Genomic DNA, 13,856 nt, shown 5'->3' on the forward strand with positions numbered 1-13,856 from the left:
CGCTCAGGCGTCCTGCTCCTCCAGGTCGTCGTCGAGCTCGTCGTCGAAGACCGCGCTGACGTCGAAGCGGCAGACGATCCGCTCCGGATCGGCCTGCTCGAAGGGGGCGTTCAGCCACTCCCCCGCTTCCGGCAGCTCCTCCGCGGCCGAGACCCAGAGGGTGGAGTCCCCCTCCTCCAGACCGAACTCCTTGTGCCGCGAGGCGATTTCGTCCGGTTCGTACTCTCCGAAGAGCACGCCGAGCGCGGCGTGCGTACTGCCACCGGCGGTGGGAACCGCGTCCGGCCCCTCCTCGTCGCCCTCCAGGTCGGCGATGCGCTGTGCCTGAGCGAGCAGCCGCTGCGGTTCGACGACGGCGTAGTCGCGGCGGATCAGGACACTGAGGGCGTGCGGCTCCTCGGGCCCGGCGTAGGGCGGGAGCGAGTCGTCGGCGCCCGGGATCTCGAAGGGGGTGACCTCGTCGTAACGGTCGTAGAGCCGCTCGTCGTAGGCTTCGGCCGCCGCGGCGAGGGCGTTGAAGGCTTCGTAGACGGCCGGGTCGTCGTCCCCCGAACGACGTTCGACCGCCTCGAGGTGACGGTCCAGTGCGGCTTTGACCGCCTCGGCGGCGGCACGTACCTCGGCAGCGGTGGGCTGCGCAGCATCAGACATGGGACGCACGCTATCCGTACCGGGCGTGTGCCCGCACAATAGATGCGATGCCGGAATACGAATTTGTCGACGTGTACGTGCCGCGCGGTGTCTCCCGCAAGGAGGCGACGCGGCTCCTGACCGACCATGCCGAGTACGGTCACTGGGAGTTGGACCGCCTGAGCCTGCACCGGGACGGCAGCCGCAGGGTGCGGCTGCGCCGGCGCATCATCCGTCAGGTCCGCGCCACCTGGTGACATGAGAAGGGGCCCCGCGATGCGGGGCCCCTCTGCGTCCTGCCGTCGCCCTAGGCGGACTGGCGGGCGCGGCGGTAGAGCACGGATCCGGCGAGCAGCAGGGCGGCGCCGGCCGGGACGGCCACGCCGAGCGGACCGGAACCGGTCTGCGCCAGCTCCTCGGTCGCCTCGGGCTGCGTGATCGTGTGCGTACCAGGCGTGTTCGGGCCGTTCGGCGTCCCGTTCTCGCCGGAGTCACCCGGGTTGCCGGGCGTACCGGGGTTACCGGGCGTGCCCGGGTTTCCGGGCTCACCCGGGTTGCCGGGGTTCCCAGGGTTGCCGGGGTTGCCCGGGTTTCCGGGGTTGCCCGGGTTCCCAGGGTTGCCCGGGTTCCCAGGGTTGCCCGGGTTCCCAGGGTTGCCCGGGTTGCCCGGGTTGCCCGGGTTGCCCGGGTTCCCCGGCTCGCCGGGGTGGCCCGGGTGCGTGGGCTCGATGCCGTTGCCGCACTCGTTGCCGAACGCGGGGTTGATGGCGCCGATGACCGAGACGCTGTTCCCGCAGACGTTCACGGGGGCGTCGACCGGCACCTGGACGGTGTTGCCCGAACCGACGCCCGGGGAGCCCTTGCTGCCGCCCTCGGCCGAGGAGCCGCGGTGCTTGCCCGTGCCCGGCTTGGAGACATTGGCGCACTTGTTGCCGAACGACGGGTTGAGCAACCCGACGCCGTTGACGGTGTTTCCGCAGACATTGACCGGCGCGTGCACCGGAACCTGCACGGTGTTCCCGGACGCGACGCCCGGGGAATTCGCGGCCGCGCCGTTCGCACTCGAATCGGCATTCGCATAACCACCGCCGAGGGCGATGACTCCGCCCGCCGCCGCGACGGTGATCAGGCCCTTGCGTGTGACCTGTCGCATAGCTTGTTCCCTGCCTTCTCGGCTTCTGCCTTCTGGCTTCAGAAGAGGGGCCACCGGATCGAAACGCCCGGGGCGGAATGCCCGCCGGCCCCGGAGTGCATGGCACGCACTCCGGGGCCGGCCTGGCTCAGACCCTCACGGGTCGAGGCACAACGTCAGGCGTTGACGCAGGTGTTGCCGAAGGTGGGGTTCAGCAGCCCGATCACGGAGACCGTGTTGCCGCACACGTTCACCGGGACGTGAACCGGCACCTGGACGACGTTGCCCGAGAGCACGCCGGGGGAACCGATGGCGGCACCCTGGGCACCCGAGTCGGCAACGGCCATGCCCGCACCCGCGAGAACGAGACCGCCGGTGGCAGCCGCAGCAGCGACGACCTTCTTGATCATTATTCCTCCTTGTTGGCAATGCGATCCCAGCCGCGGACCGCACCACCTGTAACGAGGGGGAAGTAATGGGGCTACGAGCCTATGAGTGCATTCACTCTTTCCGGTCAAAGGCGCACGGGCGGTCGATTATCGGAGGCAGGTGAACGAGATCCGCTCAGGACGCGTCGATGAACCGGTCGAGGACGCGGACGCCGAACTTCAGCCCGTCCACCGGCACACGCTCGTCCACGCCGTGGAACATCCCGGCGAAGTCCAGCTCGGGCGGCAGCTGGAGCGGCGCGAAGCCGAAGCAGCGGATGCCGAGGTCGTCGAAGGACTTGGCGTCGGTGCCACCGGAGAGCATGTACGGCACCGCCCGCGCGATCGGGTCCTCGGCACGGAGGGCCAGCTGCATCGCGTCCACGAGGGCGCCGTCGAAGCTGGTCTCCAGGGCCTTGTCGCCGTGCACGTCCTCGCGCTTGACCCGCGGTCCTAGGATCCGGTCGAGGTCGGCCAGGAACTCCTGCTCGTAGCCCGGCAGGAACCGGCCGTCGACGTGGGCGGTGGCCTGGCCGGGGATGACGTTGACCTTGTACCCGGCTCCGAGCATGGTCGGGGCGGCGGAGTTGCGCAGGGTGGCGCCGACCATCTTGGCGATGCCGCCCAGCTTGGCGAGCGTCGCCTCCATGTCCTCGGGGTCGAGCGGGGTGCCCAGCGCGTCCGAGAGTTCATCCAGGAAGGACCGTACGGTCTTGGTGACCCTCACCGGCCACTGGTGGCGTCCGAGCCGGCCCACGGCCTCGCAGAGCTCCGTGATGGCGTTGTCGTTGTTGGTCATCGAGCCGTGCCCGGCCGTGCCCTCGACGGTCAGCCGCATCCAGTGCATGCCCTTCTGGGCCGTCTCGACCAGATAGAGCCGCAGGTTCTCGTTGACGGTGAAGGAGAAGCCGCCGACCTCGCCGATCGCCTCCGTCACGCCGTCGAAGAGGTCCCGGTGGTGGTCGACCAGGTGCCGGGCTCCGTAGGTGCCGCCCGCCTCCTCGTCGGCGAGGAAGGCGAGCACGATGTCGCGCGGGGGCTTGCGACCGCTGCGCATCCGGTCCCGGACGACCGCGAGGGTCATCGCGTCCATGTCCTTCATGTCGACCGCGCCCCGGCCCCACACGCAGCCGTCGGCGACCTCGCCGGAGAAGGGGTGGTGGGTCCAGTCCTCGGCGTTGGCCGGCACGACGTCGGTGTGGCCGTGGATGAGGAGGGCGGGCCGCGACGGGTCCTCGCCCTCGATCCGGGCGACGGTGGACGCCCGCCCCTTGTGCGACTCGATGATCTTCGGCTCGAGACCGACCTCGGCGAGCTTCTCGGCGACGTACTCCGCCGCCGCCCGCTCGCCCGGGCCCGAGTGGTCGCCGTAGTTGCTGGTGTCGATGCGGATGAGGTCACGACAGAGGTCGACGACCTCGTCCTCGCCGGTGATCTTCCTCGCCGTGTTCGACTCGCTCACGCTGCTTCCTCCCACTACGTGCCCCACGTGCTTGCTGGTGGACTCCCCCATCCTCGCGCGCCCGGCCCCCGGGACCCAAGGGCGGCCGTCGGCCGACATCCGCCCGTCACACGGTCCGGCCCGAAAGGGGGTGGTGATCGACCACCTCCAATGTTTGCTATGGTTTTCCACGTCGGAACGGCCGAGCGGCCGGAAAGACAGACACCTTGTCCGGGTGGCGGAATGGCAGACGCGCTAGCTTGAGGTGCTAGTGCCCTTTATCGGGCGTGGGGGTTCAAGTCCCCCCTCGGACACCAGCGAAGGACCCCACGTCACGTGGGGTCCTTCTTGCGTTGCCGGACATGACGTTACGGATCGGTGGGAGCTGTGAGACGCAGGACGAAGCGGCCGGTGGCGCCGCTCCCCCAGCGGGACGGGATCGATCCCGTGCGGCTGCGGCTGCCCGAGGAGGCCGCCGGTGACGGGTGGGCCACGGTCGGGGAGTACCTGCGGGCGCGGTTCGGCGGGGCCGTCGGAGACGCCCGCGTCCGCGCGATGGTGCGGGACGGGCGGTTCGTGGGCGGGGACGGGCGGCCGGTCCGGGAGGACGAGCCGTACGCGGCGGGGACGTACCTCTGGTACCACCGGGACTTCCCCGCCGAGGAGCGGGTGCCCTTCGAGATCGGGGTCGTGCACCGGGACGAGCGGATCGTCGTCGTCGACAAGCCGCACTTCCTGGCCACGATGCCGCGCGGGCGGCATGTGACCGAGACGGCCCTCGCACGGCTGCGGCGGGAGCTGGGGCTGCCTCAGCTGCAGCCCGCGCACCGGCTCGACCGGCTGACGGCCGGGCTCGTGCTCTTCGTGGTACGGCCCGAGGACCGGGGCGCGTACCAGACGCTGTTCCGGGACCGGCTGGTCGGCAAGGAGTACGAGGCGGTGGCTCCGTACGACCCCGGGGTCGCCCTGCCGGTGACGGTGCGGAGCCGGATCGTGAAGGAGCGCGGGGTGATCGCCGCGCGCGAGGAGCCGGGCGAGCCGAACAGCGAGAGCCGGATCGAGCTGGTGGAGCGGCGGGGCGGTCTCGGACGGTACCGGCTGCTGCCGAGGACCGGGCGCACCCATCAGCTGCGGGTGCACATGAACAGCCTGGGGCTGCCGATCCTGCACGATCCGGTCTATCCGGTGGTCCTGGAGGACGGCCCGGAGGACTACGCGCGGCCGCTGCAACTGCTCGCACGCGTGCTGGAGTTCACCGACCCGGTCACGGGGGCGCCGCTGCGCTTCGAGAGCGGACTGCGGCTGAGCGGGACGGACTGAGAAAAGCGGGAGACCCCCGCAGGCCGCCGCCTGCGGGGGTCTCGTCGCCCCGTGGGGGGTCTGTCAGTCCTGGTGCTCCGCGGCGGTCGCGCGGACCCGCTTGCGGACCAGGAACCAGCCGCCGACGAGGGCGGCGGCGATCAGCGGAAGGCAGTTCACGGTGGTGCGGCTGATGCCGCCGTCCATCCACATCAGGACCAGCACCGAGCCGAGGAAGACCAGGGTGACGATCTGCGTGTACGGGGCCCACGGCAGCTGGTAGGAGGGGCGGGTGACCCGGCCGTCCTGGGAGCGCCGCACGAAGAGCAGCGAGCAGACCATGATCATGCCCCAGGTGCCGATGATGCCGATGGAGGCGAAGTTCAGCACCAGCTCGAAGGCCTCGCCGGGCATGACGTAGTTCAGGCCGACGCCGAGGACACCGAAGGCGGCGGTCAGCAGGATGCCGCCGTAGGGGACGCCGCCCTTGTTCATGACGCCGGTGAACTTGGGCGCGGAGCCCGCCAGCGACATGGAGCGCAGGATCCGGCCGGTGGAGTACAGACCCGAGTTGAGGCTGGAGAGCGCGGCGGTCAGGACGACCAGGTTCATGACGCCCGCGGCACCGGGGATGCCCAGCTTGTCGAAGACGGTGACGAAGGGGCTCTGGTCGCCGGAGTAGGCGGTGTAGGGCAGGAGCAGCGCGAGCAGGATCACGGAGCCGACGTAGAAGAGGCCCACGCGCCACATGATCGAGTTGATCGCGCGCGGCATGATCTTCTCGGGGTTCTCGGTCTCACCGGCGGCGACGCCGCAGAGCTCGACGGAGGCGTACGCGAAGACGACGCCCTGGATCAGCAGCAGCATCGGCATGACACCGCTGGGGAAGATGCCGCCGTTGTCCGTGATGGTGGAGAAGCCCGGGGTGTGGCCGCCGACGTCGTGCGAGGTCGCGACCAGGAAGATGCCGATGAGCATGAAGGCGACGAGGGCGCCGACCTTGATGATCGCGAACCAGAACTCCATCTCGCCGAAGTACTTCACGGAGATGAGGTTGGCGGCGAGGACGACCGCGAGGGCGATCAGGGCGAGGATCCACTGCGGGACGTCGCTGAACATGGCCCAGAAGTGGGCGTAGGTCGCGGCAGCGGTGATGTCGGCGACGGCGGTGGTCGACCAGTTGAGGAAGTAGAGCCAGCCGGCCGTGTAGGCGCCCTTCTCGCCCATGAACTCACGGGCGTAGGAGACGAAGGCGCCGGAGGAGGGGCGGTAGAGGACCAGCTCACCGAGGGCCCGCACCACGAAGAAGGCGAAGACGCCGCAGACGGCGTAGGCGATGAAGAGGGACGGTCCCGCGTTGGCCATGCGGCCGCCGGCGCCGAGGAAGAGGCCGGTGCCGATCGCGCCGCCGATGGCGATCATGTTGATGTGCCGGGACTTGAGGTCCTTGCGGTATCCGGCGTCACCGGCGTCGACGTGGGGGGACGCCCCGGCGGCCGGCGCCGGAGGCGGCGTGGCGGACAGCGTGTCGGCCGCAGAGGGGGTGCGGTCACTCATGGAGTTGTTCGCCTTCGTGAGGGAGAGGGTCTGTGCGGTACCCGGCCGCGCGCGTGGAGGTCGTCCACGGCACGCGCGGCCAGCGCACATCGTCACGGCACGACGGCGTTTCGGCAGTGGCCAATGTCACTGAACGCCCTTATTTGAGCTACTTCTGAGGTTGCTCGCGGGCGAAGTGCGGGGGTCCGCCGGGTTTACGGCGCGAGGACGTCCAGTTCCTTGAGGGCGCCGACGGCGATCTGGCGGGTCAGCTCCTCGGCGCGGGCCGCGTCCCGCTCGCGGACCGCCTCGGCGACCTGGACGTGCAGGGTGACGGCGGCCGGGTCGGGGTCCTCGAACATCACCTGGTGGTGCGTGCGGCCGGTGAGGACCTCGGCGACCACGTCGCCCAGCCTGGCGAACATCTCGTTGCCGGATGCGTTCAGGACGACCCGGTGGAAGGCGATGTCGTGGACGAGGTACGCCTCCAGCTGCCGGCCGCGCGAGGTGGCGACCATGCCGAGCGCGTGCTCGGTCAGTTCGCGGCACTGCTCGGGCGTGGCGTGGGCGGCGGCGAGTCCCGCGGCGACGGGTTCGACCGCGGAGCGCAGCACGGTGAGCGAGCGCAGCTGGCGGGGGCGGTCGGCGCCGGCCAGGCGCCAGCGGATGACCTGGGGGTCGTACACGTTCCACTGCGCCGTCGGCAGGACGATCACGCCGACGCGGCGGCGGGACTCGACGAGGTGCATGGACTCCAGGACGCGGACGACCTCGCGGACCACGGTGCGCGAGACGTCGAAGCGCTGGGCGAGTTCGTCGGTGCGCAGCACGCTGCCGGGCGGGTACTCACCGGCGGTGATCGCGAGACCCAGGGTGGCGAGGACGTGCGGATGAAGCCCCTGGGCCGGTGTCGTCATGGGGGTCAGCCTACGCGGCGACCAAGATCGGGAACAAAAAGTATGACTTTAATGTCACAGACCCTTGAATACGTCGTACCCAATGGGTTTCATGAGCGCGACGGATCGATGTCGAAGAAGACAGCGAGGCACCACCCATGAGCACCACCTCCCCGACGGTCCCCCGGGTCGTCGTCGTGATGGGCGTCGCCGGCACCGGCAAGACGACCATCGGCCCCCTGGTCGCGGACGCCCTCGGCGTGCCCTACGCCGAGGGCGACGACTTCCACCCGGCGGCGAACGTCGCCAAGATGTCCGCCGGCGTCCCCCTGGACGACGCCGACCGCGGCCCCTGGCTCGACGCGATCGGGCAGTGGGCGCACGGCCGGGAAGGGCTCGGCGGGGTGGTGAGCAGTTCCGCCCTCAAGCGGATCTACCGGGACCGGCTGCGGGCGGCCGCCCCGGGCGTGGTCTTCCTGCATCTGACCGGCGACCGCGCGCTGATCGAGCGGCGGATGACCGAGCGCAAGGGGCACTTCATGCCGACGGCCCTGCTCGACTCGCAGTTCGCCACGCTCCAGCCGCTCGGGGACGACGAGGCGGGCGTCGCCGTCGACGTCTCCGGCTCGCCGCAGGAGATCGCGGCGCGCGCGGTCGACGCGGTGAGCCGACTCGTCGGCTGACGGCGCGGTTCCCGGTACGTCGTCCCCGTCGGCGTCCACCCGCCCTCCAGTGAGCGGACGCCGGTCCCCCGTCGCCCCCGCTTCGTGGGCCCGCTCCCCGGGCCCGCGGCCACGTCGGTCCCTCGGCGTGACCCCCTCGTTCCCCGCCCCTCACCCCCGTCCCCTAAGGAACCACCGTGACCAGTCTCAGCGTCGAGATGCTGGCAGCGGACGCCGTCGAGCCGATCACCTCGGCCGGCAACGCCCAGCTCGGCTTCGCCGTGCTCGCGGGCATCGCCGTCATCGTCCTGCTGATCACCAAGTTCAAGCTGCACGCCTTCCTCGCCCTGACCATCGGCTCGCTGGCGCTCGGCGCCTTCGCCGGTGCGCCGCTCGCGGCGACCATCGACTCGTTCACCGTCGGTCTCGGCAAGACCGTCGCCGGTGTGGGCGTGCTGATCGCGCTCGGCGCGATCCTCGGCAAGCTGCTGGCCGACTCCGGTGGTGCCGACCAGATCGTCGACACGATCCTCGCCAAGGCGAGCGGGCGGGCCATGCCCTGGGCGATGGTGCTCATCGCCTCCGTCATCGGGCTGCCGCTCTTCTTCGAGATCGGCATAGTCCTGCTGATCCCGGTGGTGCTGCTCGTCGCCAAGCGCGGCAACTACTCGCTGATGCGGATCGGCATCCCCGCCCTCGCCGGTCTCTCGGTGATGCACGGACTGATCCCGCCGCACCCCGGCCCGCTGGTCGCCATCGACGCCCTCGGCGCCAACCTCGGTGTCACGCTCGCGCTCGGTGTCCTGGTCTCCATCCCGACCGTGATCATCGCCGGTCCGCTGTTCTCCCGGTACGCGGCCCGCTGGGTCGACATCCCGGCCCCCGAGAACATGATCCCCACGCGTCCCTCCGAGGACCTGGAGAAGCGGCCCGGCTTCGGCGCCACCGTCGCGACCGTGCTGCTGCCCGTCGTCCTGATGCTGGTCAAGGCGCTCGTCGACATCGTCGTGGACAACCCCGACAACGCGCTGCAGAAGGTCACCGACGTCATCGGCTCGCCGCTGATCGCGCTGCTCGCGGCCGTGCTGGTGGGCCTGTTCACGCTGGGCCGCGCGGCCGGGTTCACCAAGCAGCGGCTCTCCACCACCGTCGAGAAGTCCCTCGCCCCGATCGCCGGCGTGCTGCTCATCGTCGGCGCGGGCGGCGGCTTCAAGCAGACCCTGATCGACGTCGGCGTGGGCCAGATGATCCTGGACTTCTCCAAGAACTGGTCGATCCCGGCCCTGCTGCTCGCCTGGCTGATCGCGGTGGCGATCCGCCTCGCGACCGGCTCGGCGACGGTCGCGACCATCTCGGCGGCCGGGCTCGTGGCCCCGCTCGCCGAGGGCATGGGGACGACCGAGACGGCGCTGCTCGTCCTCGCGATCGGGGCCGGCTCGCTCTTCTTCAGCCATGTGAACGACGCCGGTTTCTGGCTGGTGAAGGAGTACTTCGGCATGAACGTCGGCCAGACGATCAAGACCTGGTCGGTGATGGAGACGATCATCTCGGTCGTCGGCATCGTCTTCGTCCTGCTGCTGTCGCTGGTGTTGTAGCCGCCGCGCCTCGCTCCGTCCGGGACCGGGTCGGGACCGCCGCTCAGGCGTTCCGGACCCGGTCCCGTGCGTTCCGGCCCAGTTCCAGCGCCTCGGCGGGCTCGCGGGTGGCCCGCTGGAGGTCGAGGAAGCAGGAGTCGGCTCCGGTCGCCCGGACGCCCGCGAGGACCGTGGCGATCTGATCGGCGGTCATGCCCGGGGTGGCGTTGAAGCGGATGTGGCGGCGCAGCGCGTCGGGGTCCCGGCCGGCCTCCTCGGCGGCGCGCCGGGCCGTCTCCCAGAGGCCCGCGGCGGCCTCCGGCGGCAGGACGGCGCCGACCCAGCCGGCCGCGCGCCGGCCGACCCGGCGCAGCGCGGCCGGGCTGAAGCCGCCGAGGTAGACCGGCGGACCGGCGGGCTGGGCGGGGCGGAGCCCGACGTGCGCGCGGGGGATCGTCCAGTGCGGGCCTTTGTGACCGAACTCCTCCTCGGTCCAGATGCCCGCGAGGATGTCGAGGATCTCGTCGAGGTGGGCGCCGCGCCGTCCGAAGTCGGCGTTGACCGCGGTGTACTCGTCGCGGAGCCAGCCGATCCCCAGGCCGACGTCGAGCCGGCCGCCGCTCAGTCCGTCGAGGGAGGTGAGGCTGCGGGCGAGCAACAGGGGCGGGTACCAGGGGGCGTTGAGGGTCGACATGCCGAGCCTGGCCCGTGTGGTGGCCGTCGCGGCGACCGTCAGCACGGTGAGCGGGTCGAGGAACGTCCGGTACTCGCGGGGGTACGGGTCCTCGGGGGTGTGGCCCGGGTAGAGGTCGCTGGGCGCGACCGGCGCGAGTGAACGGTCCCCCACCCAGAAGGAGTCGAAGCCCGCCTCCTCGGCCTCGCGGGCGAAGCCAGCGATCGCCTCGGGGCGGGCGTGCGTGCCGTACTGGGGCAGTGCGATGCCGATATCCATGCCCTCATGGTGAGTTGGGGAGCCTCGGCGCCACGAAGGGGTCGGCTCGTGAGCCGTGCCACATGGCGGGCAGGCCGGAGGGTTCCGCCCCGGCTACCCCACCGCCCGTGCCGCCGCTCGGCCCGCCGCTCGGCCCGAGAAGATGCAGCCTCCCAGGAAGGTGCCCTCCAGGGAGCGGTAGCCGTGGACGCCTCCGCCGCCGAAGCCGGCCGCCTCGCCGGCCGCGTACACCCCCTGGAGTGCCTCGCCGCCCTCGGTCAGGACCCGCGACGACAGGTCCGTCTCCAGTCCGCCGAGCGACTTGCGGGTGAGGATGTTCAGGCGTACGGCGATCAGCGGTCCGGCCTTGGGGTCCAGGATCCGGTGCGGGGACGCCGTACGGATCAGCTTGTCGCCGAGGTATTTGCGCGCGCCCCGGATCGCCGTGACCTGGAGGTCCTTGGTGAAGGGGTTGGCGATCTCGCGGTCCCGTGCGGTGATCTCGCGGCGCAGCTCCGCCTCGTCGATGAGGGGCTCGTCCGTGAGCGCGTTCATACCGCGGACCAGGGCGGACAGGTCCCGCTCCACGACGAAGTCGACGCCGTTGTCCATGAACGCCTGGACCGGGGCCGGTACGTCCGCGCGGGCGCGGCCGATGACGTCCCGGACCGACTTGCCGGTGAGGTCGGGGTTCTGCTCGGAGCCGGAGAGGGCGAACTCCTTGCCGATGATGCGCCGGTCGAGCACGAACCAGGTGTGGTCGTGGCCGGTGCGCATGATGTGTTCGAGGGTGCCGAGGGTGTCGAAGCCGGGGAAGAGCGGCACGGGCAGCCTGCGGCCGCGCGCGTCCAGCCAGAGCGAGGACGGTCCGGGCAGGATCCGGATGCCGTGCTTGGCCCAGATCGGGTTCCAGTTCTCGATGCCCTCGGTGTAGTGCCACATCCGGTCGCGGTTGATGTGGCGCGCCCCGGCCTCCTCGGCGATGCCGAGCATGAGTCCGTCGACATGGGCGGGGACTCCGGAGAGCAGTTTCGCGGGCGGGGTGCCGAGGCGGTCGGGCCACTGCTTGCGGACGAGGTCGTGGTTGCCGCCGATGCCGCCCGAGGTGACGATCACGGCCTGGGCCCGGAGCGCGAAGGCGCCGGTGGCCTCCCGGCTGCTCGCCGTGCCGCGCTCGGCGTCGGACGGCTCCAGGATCTCGCCGCTGACGGTGTCCACGGCGCCCGCCGTCGTCCCGAGGGCGGTCACCCGGTGCCGGAAGCGGAGCTGGACGAGGCCGCGGGCCACGCCCTCGCGGACGCGCTGGGCGAAGGGGGCGACGAGGCCCGGTCCCGTGCCCCAGGTGATGTGGAAGCGGGGCACCGAGTTGCCGTGGCCGGTCGCGTCGTACCCGCCGCGCTCGGCCCAGCCCACCACGGGGAAGAACCGCACCCCGCGCGCGTGCAGCCAGGACCGCTTCTCGCCGGCAGCGAAGTCGACGTACGCCTCGGCCCACTTGCGCGGCCAGTGGTCCTCGGGGCGGTCGAAGCCCGCCGTGCCGAGCCAGTCCTGGAGGGCCAGCTCGTGGCTGTCCTTGATCCGCATCCTGCGCTGCTCGGGCGAGTCGACGAGGAAGAGGCCGCCGAAGGACCAGTGGGCCTGGCCTCCCAGCGACTGTTCGGGCTCCTGGTCGAGCAGGATGACGCTCCGTCCGGCGTCCACGAGCTCGGCGGTGGCCACCAGACCGGCGAGGCCGGCTCCGATCACGATCACATCAGCGTCGTACGACATGGACCGAATCTTGGATACACGAATGTATCGAGTCAACCGTCCGGACCGGGCCGGCTCCGTGCACACCCCTCCCGTTTTCTAATGTCGAGCATTAATATGGTCGGCATGGCGAGGACGTCAGGGCCCGAGACCCGGGACAAACTGATCCGCGCGGCGGAGGAACTCTTCGCGGCGCAGGGCGTCGACGGCGCCCAGCTGCGGGACATCGTGGCCCTCGCGGGCCAGAGCAACCCGTCGGCCGTGCAGTACCACTTCGGCTCGCGCGCGGGCCTGCTCGACGCGGTGATGGCCGGCCGCCAGAGACGTACGGAACAGGTCCTCGAACCGCTCCTCGCCGAGGCGCCCGACGAGCCGCACGCGCTCATCGGGGCCCTGGTCGGCGCCGAGGCGAGCGAGCTGCGCACCGAGCGCGGCCGCCGCTGTCTGCGGATCTCCGCCCAGCTCAGCCACGAGAGCGGGGTGCGCACCCGCACGCCGCATCCCACGCTCGACGGCACCGTGTACTGGCGGCTGATCGAACGGCTGGAGGCCTGCCTGACCGGGCGGACCGGGTTGCCCGAGCCGCTGCGGCTCGAACGGCTCGACCTGGCGCTCACCGTCGTCGGCGCGGCCCTGGCCGACCGGGCCCGGCAGTACCTCGACGGCACCGCCCCCCTGACGGACGAGGAGCTCTTCCTCGCCGACCTCGTCCAGACCACGACGGCCCTGCTGCAAGCTCCGCCGCCGCCCTCGATCCGAAAGGACCCCGCATGACCGAGAACATCCGCCTCCACGACCTCACCGGCAGGACCGTCCTGATCACCGGAGGCGCCCGCGGCCTGGGGGCCGAGGCCGCACGGCAGGCCGTCGCCGCCGGCGCGAACGTCGTGCTCACCGACGTGCTCGACGACGAGGGCAAGGCGACCGCGGCCGAGCTGGGCGAGCGGGCGCGCTTCCTGCACCACGACGTCACCTCCGAGGAGGGTTGGGCTGCGGCGGTCGCGTACGCGGTCGCCGAGTTCGGCGGGCTGCACGGTCTGGTGAACAACGCCGGGATATCCTCCGGGGCCTTCCTGGAGACCGAGTCCGTGGAGAACTTCCGCCGGGTGCTCGACATCAACCTGACCGGCGTCTTCATCGGCATGAAGGCCGCGATCCCGGCCATGAAGGAGGCCGGTGGCGGCTCGATCGTCAACATCTCCTCGGCCGCGGGACTGATGGGTCTTGCCCTGACCGCCGGTTACGGCGCCTCGAAGTGGGGCGTACGCGGCCTCACGAAGATCGGCGCGGTGGAGCTCGGCACGGAGCGGATCCGGGTGAACTCCGTCCACCCGGGCATGACGTACAGCCCGATGACCGCGGGTCTCGGCATCCAGAAGGGCGAGGGCGGCTACCCCAACACCCCGATGGGCCGGGTCGGCGAGGCGCACGAGATCGCCGGCGCGGTGGTCTTCCTGCTCTCGGACGCGGCCTCCTACGTGACCGGCGCGGAGCTGGCCGTGGACGGCGGCTGGACGACCGGGCCGACGGTGAAGTACGTCATGGGGCAGTGATCGGGTCAGGTGTGGGCGATCCTGC

The 13,856-nt window shown here is 71.1% G+C and carries 14 protein-coding genes and 1 tRNA gene; 7 read left to right on the plus strand and 8 right to left on the minus strand.

From position 1 onward, the window contains the following. Positions 1 to 3: 3 nt before the first annotated feature. On the minus strand, positions 4 to 651 hold the full coding sequence (locus tag AB0E14_RS23170) for a hypothetical protein (protein ID WP_362421171.1): 648 nt from the start codon (positions 649 to 651) through the stop codon (positions 4 to 6). Positions 652 to 698: 47 nt separating this feature from the next. Between AB0E14_RS23170 and AB0E14_RS23175 the strand changes: the two genes are divergently transcribed. Continuing rightward, positions 699 to 887, plus strand: a complete 189-nt coding sequence (locus AB0E14_RS23175; RefSeq protein WP_005319466.1) for a DUF5703 family protein — start codon at positions 699 to 701, stop codon at positions 885 to 887. Between the two features lie 50 nt (positions 888 to 937). Here the strand turns inward: AB0E14_RS23175 and AB0E14_RS23180 are convergent, their stop codons facing one another. The 3 genes from AB0E14_RS23180 to AB0E14_RS23190 form a co-directional block, all read right to left on the minus strand. Further along, on the minus strand, positions 938 to 1,783 hold the full coding sequence (locus tag AB0E14_RS23180; protein ID WP_362421174.1) for a chaplin: 846 nt from the start codon (positions 1,781 to 1,783) through the stop codon (positions 938 to 940). 155 nt (positions 1,784 to 1,938) lie between these two features. After that, positions 1,939 to 2,172, minus strand: a complete 234-nt coding sequence (gene chpH, locus AB0E14_RS23185) for a chaplin ChpH (RefSeq protein ID WP_362004389.1) — start codon at positions 2,170 to 2,172, stop codon at positions 1,939 to 1,941. Between the two features lie 154 nt (positions 2,173 to 2,326). Next, positions 2,327 to 3,652 carry a M20/M25/M40 family metallo-hydrolase gene (locus tag AB0E14_RS23190; protein ID WP_362421177.1) on the minus strand — a complete coding sequence of 442 codons (1,326 nt, stop codon included), beginning with the start codon at positions 3,650 to 3,652 and terminating at the stop codon, positions 2,327 to 2,329. A gap of 208 nt (positions 3,653 to 3,860) precedes the next feature. Here AB0E14_RS23190 and AB0E14_RS23195 point away from each other — a divergent pair. Together AB0E14_RS23195 and AB0E14_RS23200 are read left to right on the plus strand one after the other, a co-directional pair. Next, a tRNA-Leu gene (locus tag AB0E14_RS23195) sits at positions 3,861 to 3,948 on the plus strand. A gap of 70 nt (positions 3,949 to 4,018) precedes the next feature. Further along, positions 4,019 to 4,951 carry an RluA family pseudouridine synthase gene (locus AB0E14_RS23200; protein ID WP_362421179.1) on the plus strand — a complete coding sequence of 311 codons (933 nt, stop codon included), beginning with the start codon at positions 4,019 to 4,021 and terminating at the stop codon, positions 4,949 to 4,951. Positions 4,952 to 5,014: 63 nt separating this feature from the next. Here the strand turns inward: AB0E14_RS23200 and AB0E14_RS23205 are convergent, their stop codons facing one another. Together AB0E14_RS23205 and AB0E14_RS23210 are read right to left on the minus strand one after the other, a co-directional pair. After that, positions 5,015 to 6,487, minus strand: a complete 1,473-nt coding sequence (locus tag AB0E14_RS23205) for an amino acid permease (RefSeq protein WP_362421181.1) — start codon at positions 6,485 to 6,487, stop codon at positions 5,015 to 5,017. A 194-nt stretch (positions 6,488 to 6,681) separates the two neighbouring features. Continuing rightward, a complete protein-coding gene (locus AB0E14_RS23210) occupies positions 6,682 to 7,383 on the minus strand; it encodes an FCD domain-containing protein (protein WP_362421185.1) in 702 nt (233 codons plus the stop codon). A gap of 137 nt (positions 7,384 to 7,520) precedes the next feature. Between AB0E14_RS23210 and AB0E14_RS23215 the strand changes: the two genes are divergently transcribed. Further along, the gene (locus tag AB0E14_RS23215; protein ID WP_362421188.1) at positions 7,521 to 8,045 is read left to right on the plus strand and encodes a gluconokinase; all 525 of its coding nucleotides are present in this window, start codon (positions 7,521 to 7,523) and stop codon (positions 8,043 to 8,045) included. Between the two features lie 176 nt (positions 8,046 to 8,221). Beyond that, on the plus strand, positions 8,222 to 9,619 hold the full coding sequence (locus AB0E14_RS23220; protein WP_362421191.1) for a gluconate:H+ symporter: 1,398 nt from the start codon (positions 8,222 to 8,224) through the stop codon (positions 9,617 to 9,619). A gap of 43 nt (positions 9,620 to 9,662) precedes the next feature. On the opposite strand, the gene AB0E14_RS23225 is transcribed toward AB0E14_RS23220, so the two are convergent. Then, positions 9,663 to 10,550 carry a TIGR03619 family F420-dependent LLM class oxidoreductase gene (locus AB0E14_RS23225; RefSeq protein ID WP_362421194.1) on the minus strand — a complete coding sequence of 296 codons (888 nt, stop codon included), beginning with the start codon at positions 10,548 to 10,550 and terminating at the stop codon, positions 9,663 to 9,665. A gap of 93 nt (positions 10,551 to 10,643) precedes the next feature. Then, a complete protein-coding gene (locus AB0E14_RS23230; RefSeq protein ID WP_362421198.1) occupies positions 10,644 to 12,299 on the minus strand; it encodes an FAD-binding dehydrogenase in 1,656 nt (551 codons plus the stop codon). A 105-nt stretch (positions 12,300 to 12,404) separates the two neighbouring features. Between AB0E14_RS23230 and AB0E14_RS23235 the strand changes: the two genes are divergently transcribed. Together AB0E14_RS23235 and AB0E14_RS23240 are read left to right on the plus strand one after the other, a co-directional pair. Then, positions 12,405 to 13,052, plus strand: a complete 648-nt coding sequence (locus AB0E14_RS23235; RefSeq protein WP_362421200.1) for a TetR family transcriptional regulator — start codon at positions 12,405 to 12,407, stop codon at positions 13,050 to 13,052. Then, on the plus strand, positions 13,049 to 13,831 hold the full coding sequence (locus AB0E14_RS23240) for a glucose 1-dehydrogenase (RefSeq protein ID WP_362421202.1): 783 nt from the start codon (positions 13,049 to 13,051) through the stop codon (positions 13,829 to 13,831). Before AB0E14_RS23235 ends, AB0E14_RS23240 begins: the two co-directional genes overlap by 4 nt. Positions 13,832 to 13,856: the final 25 nt, after the last annotated feature.

Origin of the sequence: Streptomyces sp. NPDC047981 (assembly GCF_040653315.1) — a bacterium.
GTDB lineage: Bacteria > Actinomycetota > Actinomycetes > Streptomycetales > Streptomycetaceae > Streptomyces.

What these genes read in the sequence shown, in the direction of transcription:
- AB0E14_RS23240 (WP_362421202.1), top strand. Translation starts at nt 13,049, where the DNA reads ATGACCGAGAACATCCGCCTCCACGACCTCACCGGCAGGACCGTCCTG.
- AB0E14_RS23170 (WP_362421171.1), bottom strand. Translation starts at nt 651, where the DNA reads ATGTCTGATGCTGCGCAGCCCACCGCTGCCGAGGTACGTGCCGCCGCC.
- AB0E14_RS23205 (WP_362421181.1), bottom strand. Translation starts at nt 6,487, where the DNA reads ATGAGTGACCGCACCCCCTCTGCGGCCGACACGCTGTCCGCCACGCCG.
- AB0E14_RS23230 (WP_362421198.1), bottom strand. Translation starts at nt 12,299, where the DNA reads ATGTCGTACGACGCTGATGTGATCGTGATCGGAGCCGGCCTCGCCGGT.
- AB0E14_RS23180 (WP_362421174.1), bottom strand. Translation starts at nt 1,783, where the DNA reads ATGCGACAGGTCACACGCAAGGGCCTGATCACCGTCGCGGCGGCGGGC.
- AB0E14_RS23235 (WP_362421200.1), top strand. Translation starts at nt 12,405, where the DNA reads ATGGCGAGGACGTCAGGGCCCGAGACCCGGGACAAACTGATCCGCGCG.
- AB0E14_RS23225 (WP_362421194.1), bottom strand. Translation starts at nt 10,550, where the DNA reads ATGGATATCGGCATCGCACTGCCCCAGTACGGCACGCACGCCCGCCCC.
- chpH (WP_362004389.1), bottom strand. Translation starts at nt 2,172, where the DNA reads ATGATCAAGAAGGTCGTCGCTGCTGCGGCTGCCACCGGCGGTCTCGTT.
- AB0E14_RS23215 (WP_362421188.1), top strand. Translation starts at nt 7,521, where the DNA reads ATGAGCACCACCTCCCCGACGGTCCCCCGGGTCGTCGTCGTGATGGGC.
- AB0E14_RS23175 (WP_005319466.1), top strand. Translation starts at nt 699, where the DNA reads ATGCCGGAATACGAATTTGTCGACGTGTACGTGCCGCGCGGTGTCTCC.
- AB0E14_RS23210 (WP_362421185.1), bottom strand. Translation starts at nt 7,383, where the DNA reads ATGACGACACCGGCCCAGGGGCTTCATCCGCACGTCCTCGCCACCCTG.